1 protein-coding gene is annotated in these 326 nt (G+C 71.5%); it reads right to left on the bottom strand.

The window, feature by feature from the left end; genetic code table 11:
* Positions 1-267 (bottom strand): transposase (locus tag TN53_RS43480; protein WP_046264460.1); only part of this gene is annotated, 267 nt, incomplete at its 3' end.
* Positions 268-326 lie beyond the last annotated feature (59 nt).

Below are 326 nucleotides of genomic sequence, written 5' to 3'. Positions count from 1 at the left end.
GGTGTGCAGGGCCCGGTTGAGCTGCCGGTCACCGCTGCGGTTGATCCGGCGGCGGTTGGTCAGTCCGCAGGACGCGGGGATCGGTGAGACACCGGCGAAGGAGGCGAAGGCCGCCTCCGAGCGGAACCGGCCGGGGTGCGACCAGCTGACCAGGATCTGAGCTGCGGTGATCAAGCCAACGGGGTGGGCCAGGCCGACGCCGACGTCCGGCAGACAACTCGGGCGAACGGCAGGCTGCAACGAGCCGCCAATTACCTTGTGGGTCATGCCGGAACGTCGGCGCCGAGCCTGGCACCGGCCCAACCCGGGCCGCACAGCCCTGCCGG

Origin of the sequence: Streptomyces sp. WM6386 (genome assembly GCF_000972385.1) — a bacterium.
Lineage (GTDB): Bacteria > Actinomycetota > Actinomycetes > Streptomycetales > Streptomycetaceae > Streptomyces.
The sequence above is the reverse complement of the archived record's forward strand: the minus strand, read 5'-3'. Positions and strand labels throughout refer to the sequence as shown.